We start from the raw sequence: 5,765 nt of genomic DNA on the forward strand, positions 1-5,765 counted from the left end.
GCCAGGTTGATCCGTCTGCGAAGTCGAGGGAACCGAGTTGTACCAGGCAACGCATGTGTCGTTTACACGCGGGGTCGACCGGGGAGACTAGGTTCCGAACCGAGCCGGGTTTTCCGCTGCGTCCGCCAAGCCGTAGAGGCGCAATGACAGACATTCTCGACCAGGCAAATCGCCTCCTCCATGAAGTGGCCGAAACCCATCATCGCGTCTTCCGGCTCGTGGATGGCGCCGATGACGACTGGGCCAGCTGGTACGCCGACTGGCTGGTCAATCTCTCCGAGTTGCCTGCGCTGCTGAAAACGAAGCCGGTCCGCAGCGAACTGACCTACCTGCTCGTCAGCCTCGACAAGGAGTACACCGCCAGCCACCCCGGTCAGCCCTGGGAGACCTACTACGCACAGCGCATTCTTGATCACTTCGGGTCGGCAGAAGGCTGATCCGCCTGCGGGAACGCCGTGGACTACAACCATGTGATGGAGGACATCGGCGACGTCATCGACGCCGCCGGGGTCGCCGTCATTGTCGTCGGCATGCTGATCAGTACCGGTGGCGCCGTCATCGAGCTGCGCCGTCATGAGACCGGCATCTACCGCCATTTCCGCCAGCAGCTCGGCCGAACGATCCTGCTCGGCCTGGAGTTGCTGGTCGTCGGCGATATCGTCCGCACTGTCGCCGCTCAACCCACCCTCATCAGCGTGGCAATACTCGCCATCATCGTCTTGATTCGGACCTTCCTGAGTTTCTCGCTGGAGATAGAGCTGACCGGCTATTGGCCATGGCAAAGAAAAGCCGCCCAGCCTCCTCTGGAATAGTCAGATTCCTATCAGGCCGGCAAGCCGCGTTGCTGTGCCCTCACGGGACCGCGTAGGGTCCTGCCATGCCTGCGTACGTCATCGTCGACATCGACGTCACCGACCCGGAGCGCTACGAGCAGTACAAGGCCGCGACCCCGGCCACGCTCGCGGCGGCTGGCGGCCGTTTTCTTGTCCGCGGCGGGGGGATCACCATTCTCGAGGGCGACTGGCAGCCTTCGCGTCTGGTGGTGCTCGAATTCGAAAACCTCGCGGCCGCGGAGCGCTGGTATGAGTCAGCGGCCTATCAGGCGGCGAAGAAGCTCCGTGAGGGAGGGGCGCGCATGCGCATGGTCGCCGTGCAGGGCCTCGAATCGGGCTGATCGCCGTCGTCTCGCCCGTGGGATGCCAGGGTGCCGACCAGGGATTCCCCCGGGCGCGAACCGCGCGCCGCCAGTGCGACGGTGGAGGCAATCGGCACGTCGGCATCGTGTCCCGGCATAACTAGTGCCTGGTCTACAGCACGGAGGAGCCTCGCCATGACGGAAGGCGCACAGCAGGCAAGCAGCGATAAGACCGCCATCCGCCCGTTCCACGTCGGATTTCCCGAGGCGGAACTCACGGAACTGCGCAGGCGCGTGAACGCGACCAGGTGGCCCGAGCGCGAGACGGTCACCGACGACTCGCAAGGCGTGCGGCTCGCGATGATGCAAGACCTCGCGCGCTACTGGGCAACCGACTACGACTGGGGCAAGTGCGAGGCGAAACTGAACGCCCTGCCGCAGTTCATGACCGAGATCGACGGGCTGGACATTCATTTCATCCACGTCCGTTCCCGGCATCAGGATGCGCTGCCGCTGATCGTCACGCACGGGTGGCCCGGCTCGATCATCGAGCAGCTGAAGATCATCGAGCCGCTCACCAACCCAACGGCGCACGGCGGCAGCGTGGCGGACGCCTTCCACCTGGTCGTCCCCTCGCTGCCGGGCCACGGGTTCTCCGCCAAGCCGACCGCCACCGGCTGGGATCCCGTCCGCACCGCGCGCGCCTGGACCGAACTGATGAAGCGCCTGGGATACACCCGGTTCGTCGCGCAAGGCGGCGACTGGGGCGCGGCGGTCACCCAGACAATGGGTGAACAAGCACCGCCGGAACTGCTCGGCATCCACTCCAACATGCCCGGCACTGCGCCGGCCGACATCACCACGGCGTTCGAGCGCGGCGACCCACCGCCAGCAGGCCTGTCAACCGAGGAGAAAAACGCCTACGAGCAGCTGCGGAACTTCTACGCCAAGCACGTCGCTTACGCGCAGATCATGGCGTCACGTCCGCAAACGCTGTACGGCCTGGCCGACTCACCCGCCGACCTCGCGGCGTTCATGCTCGACCACGGCGACGGCACCGGCCAGCCTGGGCTGGTGGAACAAGTCCTGCAGGGCCACCTGCAGAGCGCCCTGACCCGAGACGACCTCCTAGACAACATCACGCTGTACTGGCTGACGAACACCGGGGTCTCCGCGGCCCGGCTGTACTGGGAGAACAAGGCGGACTTCTTCAACGCCAAGAACATCTCAATCCCGTACGCCATCAGCGTCTTCCCCGACGAGCTCTATCAGGCCCCGCGCAGCTGGGCCGAGCGCGCGTATCCCGGCAACCTCATTTATTACAACAGGGTCGACCGAGGTGGCCACTTCGCGGCGTGGGAGCAGCCGGACCTGTTCTCCGCCGAAATGCGGGCGGCCTTCCGGTCACTGCGCTAGCCGGTTCAGGGCGCGGTCGCGGTCACGACGACCCGGCGCGTGAGGCCAGCCTCGGGAAGGCGGCGCCTGGCCTCGTCTTGCAGGCGGGCGAGCCCGGAGTCATCGCGTGGATCACCGAGGTCAATGGCGACCCGGTAGACGCGGCAATAGAGGTCGTGCCACTCGGGCTGTGCCTCCACGCCGACGTCGCCGAAGCCCGCCCCGCGCAGGAGCCGCGGCCAGTCGATCCGCAATCTGGCCGGCAGCCTGGCGTCGCCTGGGACCTTCGGCTGCCAGTTGGTTAGCACCAGCCGCCCGGCGGGCCGGAGTATCCGGCGTGCTTCGGCGGCCGCCGCGGCCGGGTCGGCGGCGAAGTGGAAGGCGTCGATCGACACGGCGGCGTCGGCTTGCGCGTCGGGAAGGGCGGTACTGGTGAGATCGCCGACGACGAACCGCGCCTTGGCGGTCACGCCGAACAGCGCCGCCCGGCGCGTGGCCTGATCGATCGCGACGGGCGAGAAGTCCACCCCCACCAGCGAAACACCGGTCTCCCTGGCCAGCCACAACCCTGGTCCGCCGCGCCCGCAGCCAAGATCGGCGAGCGTCTGTCCTGGCGAAAGGCGCAGTGCTCGCGCCACATGACGCAGCAGGGCGGCCGAGACGAAGGAGAACGGCTGGACCTCAGGCGGCAGGTCGGGCGCGGCGAGTTCCCAGACCCGGCGAAGTCCGGCGGACGTCCCCGCCGCGGAGAAGCCCTGGTCGAAGCCGGTGGCGCTCGGCCCGGACATGGCTTCTCGCCGCGCGGGGTCTTCCTGATCGTGTGGCATCGATCAACAAAATCGCGCACTAGGACGTCATAGCGCAACAGGATTCCTGGCAGACTGCTGCATATGACCGGATACGACGCCAAGGCAGAGTTCCACATGTACCTGCAGCGGGCGCGTGAGGTGCTGGTGTGGAAGCTGGAAGGGCTGAGCGAGTATGACATCCGGCGGCCGCTGACGCCTACCGGCACCAACCTGCTCGGCATCGTCAAGCACGTAGCGGGCGTCGAGCTCGAGTACTTCGGCCCGGTATTCGGGCGCCCGACCGGGCTATCGCTGCCGTGGGCCAGTGCGGACGCCGAGCCCAACGCGGACATGTGGGCGACGCCAGACGAGAGCCGGGCCGAGATCGTCGATCTTTACCGGCGTTCGTGGCGGCTCGCCGACGAGACGATCACGGAGCTGCCGCTGGACGCTCCCGGCACCGTGCCGTGGTGGGGAGACCAGGGCGCGGTGACGCTGCACCGGATCCTCGTGCACATGATCGCGGAAACCCAGCGGCACGCTGGTCACGCGGATATCGTCCGCGAGATGATCGACGGCTCGGTCGGCGCCCGCCCGGGCGTCGACAACATGCAGGCGCCGGACCAGGCCTGGTGGCGCGTCTACCACGACCGGGTGGAAGCGGCGGCCCGCAGCGCCGCCGACGCCTGACGCGGCGCCGCGCCCTGACTTGACGGTCAGGGCGCGGCGCTTGGCTGCGTGCTCAGCGGATGTAGAACTCCTCGGCGTCGTACTCGGTGAACTCCGTGCCCGCCGGGATGCCGGACAGGCCAAGCTCCGCGAACGCGGGGAAAAGCTGCTCGGCCGCCCACCGCTCCTGGTGTGCCTTCGACTCCCAGACGGTCACCACGTTGAGGCCGTCCTCGTCCGTGCCTGCCGCCCAGGCGAGCAGGCCGTCGATGTCCTGGGGCGGGTTGTGCCTGGCGGAGACCATGCGGAAATTCTCGATGGTCTGGCCCTTCGACTTAGAGACGTGGATGTGTGCCATGACTGTCCTGCCTTCGCTTTCGTGCGCGCGATTCGCGCTGGCAGGAAGGACACTACGGAAAAGGCCTGATCCGGCCATCGGGGGAAGTACTCATCCGGGTACTCATTCGCTCAGTAGCCGCGACCCGGTTACGCGTCCGTGGCCCGCCATTCGCTGGACCAGGCGGCGATCTGGCTGCGGTTGCTGAAGCCAAGCTTGACCAGGATGTGCTGGACGTGGTTTTCCGCTGTCCGTTCGGAAACGTAGAGGGCCTGGCCGATCTGTTTGTTCGTCAGCCCACGGGCGACCAGCCTGGCGACCTCGAGCTCACGGGGGCTCAGCGGGGAGCGAGCCGCCGTCGCAGCCGGGAGGCGGGCCCGCAGCAGCCCGATCCGACTGGTGAAAGGGACCATGCCGAGTTGTCCGGCCTCGCTCGCCGCGGCGTCAAGCACGGCCGCGGCCTCGTCTAGGTCGCCGGGAGCCTGCCGGCGGGCCAGGGCCGTGGCGAATTCGACGCGGGCCTGCACGGCGTACCCGCGGGCGCCATTGGCGTCGCAGGTCGTAACGGCCGCGGCCAGGTCCTCTACCGCGGCGTCCAGGTGTCCCAGCGCCGCGGCCGCGAGGCCAAGCTGCAGCTCGACCGGGCCCATGTAGGTCCCGCTGCCCGCGCCGTTCGCGACGTGCTGACCGCGGAACGGCTCGAACCGCTCGGCCAGGAACTCAATGTCCCGCGTGCGGCCCAGGCCGATGGCGGCTGGCAGCGCGTGTCCCCAGGCCGCCATGCGCATCGCCGGCGACGGAGTCCAGGACCGGATCGGCCCCGCCAGCGCGTAGGCCGTTCCGGCGCCGGCCCGGTCGCCCTGGAAAAGGCGGATCAGCGTGAGGGTGAGCGCGGGGAAGATGGTGGCGACTCCCTGAGTGGTGTCCACGGCCTCCGGCCGGAGGTGCGCAGGGATGAGGTCGTACATCTCGGCCAGGCCGGACTGGTCGAGTCCGACGTGCAGGCAGGACTGGGACAAGATCACGGAGAGACCGCCGATCGCGGCCGGGTGCCCCATGTCGCTGGATAGCTTGAACCCTTCGCGGGCCAGCCGCACCGCGTCGGCGAAGCGCCCGGTGGCCAGCGCGAGCGTGGCCGCGCCCTCCAGGTAGTGCCATCGCCCGACCGGGCTGCTCAGCCGGTCCAGGCAGGAACCGAGGCCGGTGAGCTCGCGCTGAACGAGCCGCAGCTGACCGGTCTCGAACAGGGTGTCGATCCGCCACAACCGGCCCCACATCTCGACCCAGGCGCTGCCCAGCGCGTCGGCGGCCTCGAGCATCCGGGCCGCCAGCGCGGTCCGCTCGGCCAGGCCCTCGGGGGCGCAGCAGGCCAGCTGGCGGGCCCGCAGCGCGTCGACGAGCGCGACTGGGTCGGCCTCCGATTCGGCGGCGGCCAGCGCGT

Annotated in this window: 8 protein-coding genes; 5 read left to right on the forward strand and 3 right to left on the reverse strand. The window is 68.4% G+C overall.

Annotated features, from left to right (window positions below; genetic code table 11):
- The first annotated feature begins 143 nt into the window (after positions 1-143).
- The 4 genes from WA805_RS20585 (at position 144) to WA805_RS20600 (ending at position 2,551) form a co-directional block, all read left to right on the forward strand.
- Positions 144-437, forward strand: coding sequence for a hypothetical protein (locus WA805_RS20585; RefSeq protein WP_422326795.1), 294 nt, complete (start codon positions 144-146; stop codon positions 435-437).
- 18 nt (positions 438-455) lie between these two features.
- Positions 456-812, forward strand: coding sequence for a DUF1622 domain-containing protein (locus WA805_RS20590; RefSeq protein ID WP_425243141.1), 357 nt, complete (start codon positions 456-458; stop codon positions 810-812).
- A 65-nt stretch (positions 813-877) separates the two neighbouring features.
- On the forward strand, positions 878-1,174 hold the full coding sequence (locus WA805_RS20595; RefSeq protein ID WP_422287109.1) for a DUF1330 domain-containing protein: 297 nt from the start codon (positions 878-880) through the stop codon (positions 1,172-1,174).
- 156 nt (positions 1,175-1,330) lie between these two features.
- Positions 1,331-2,551, forward strand: a complete 1,221-nt coding sequence (locus WA805_RS20600) for an epoxide hydrolase family protein (protein ID WP_424561111.1) — start codon at positions 1,331-1,333, stop codon at positions 2,549-2,551.
- 5 nt (positions 2,552-2,556) lie between these two features.
- Here WA805_RS20600 and WA805_RS20605 read toward each other — a convergent pair whose 3' ends face one another.
- Positions 2,557-3,357, reverse strand: coding sequence for an SAM-dependent methyltransferase (locus WA805_RS20605; protein WP_422337646.1), 801 nt, complete (start codon positions 3,355-3,357; stop codon positions 2,557-2,559).
- A gap of 63 nt (positions 3,358-3,420) precedes the next feature.
- On the opposite strand from WA805_RS20605, the gene WA805_RS20610 reads away from it, so the two are divergent.
- Complete coding sequence (locus WA805_RS20610) at positions 3,421-4,008, forward strand: DinB family protein (RefSeq protein ID WP_422322880.1); 588 nt, start codon at positions 3,421-3,423, stop codon at positions 4,006-4,008.
- Positions 4,009-4,060: 52 nt separating this feature from the next.
- Here the strand turns inward: WA805_RS20610 and WA805_RS20615 are convergent, their stop codons facing one another.
- Together WA805_RS20615 and WA805_RS20620 are read right to left on the reverse strand one after the other, a co-directional pair.
- The gene (locus WA805_RS20615) at positions 4,061-4,345 is read right to left on the reverse strand and encodes a hypothetical protein (protein ID WP_422337648.1); all 285 of its coding nucleotides are present in this window, start codon (positions 4,343-4,345) and stop codon (positions 4,061-4,063) included.
- A 128-nt stretch (positions 4,346-4,473) separates the two neighbouring features.
- On the reverse strand, positions 4,474-5,765 hold a 1,292-nt coding region (locus WA805_RS20620; protein WP_425243142.1), incomplete at its 5' end, for a helix-turn-helix domain-containing protein.

Origin of the sequence: Trebonia sp. (genome assembly GCF_049794275.1) — a bacterium.
Taxonomy (GTDB): domain Bacteria; phylum Actinomycetota; class Actinomycetes; order Streptosporangiales; family Streptosporangiaceae; genus Trebonia.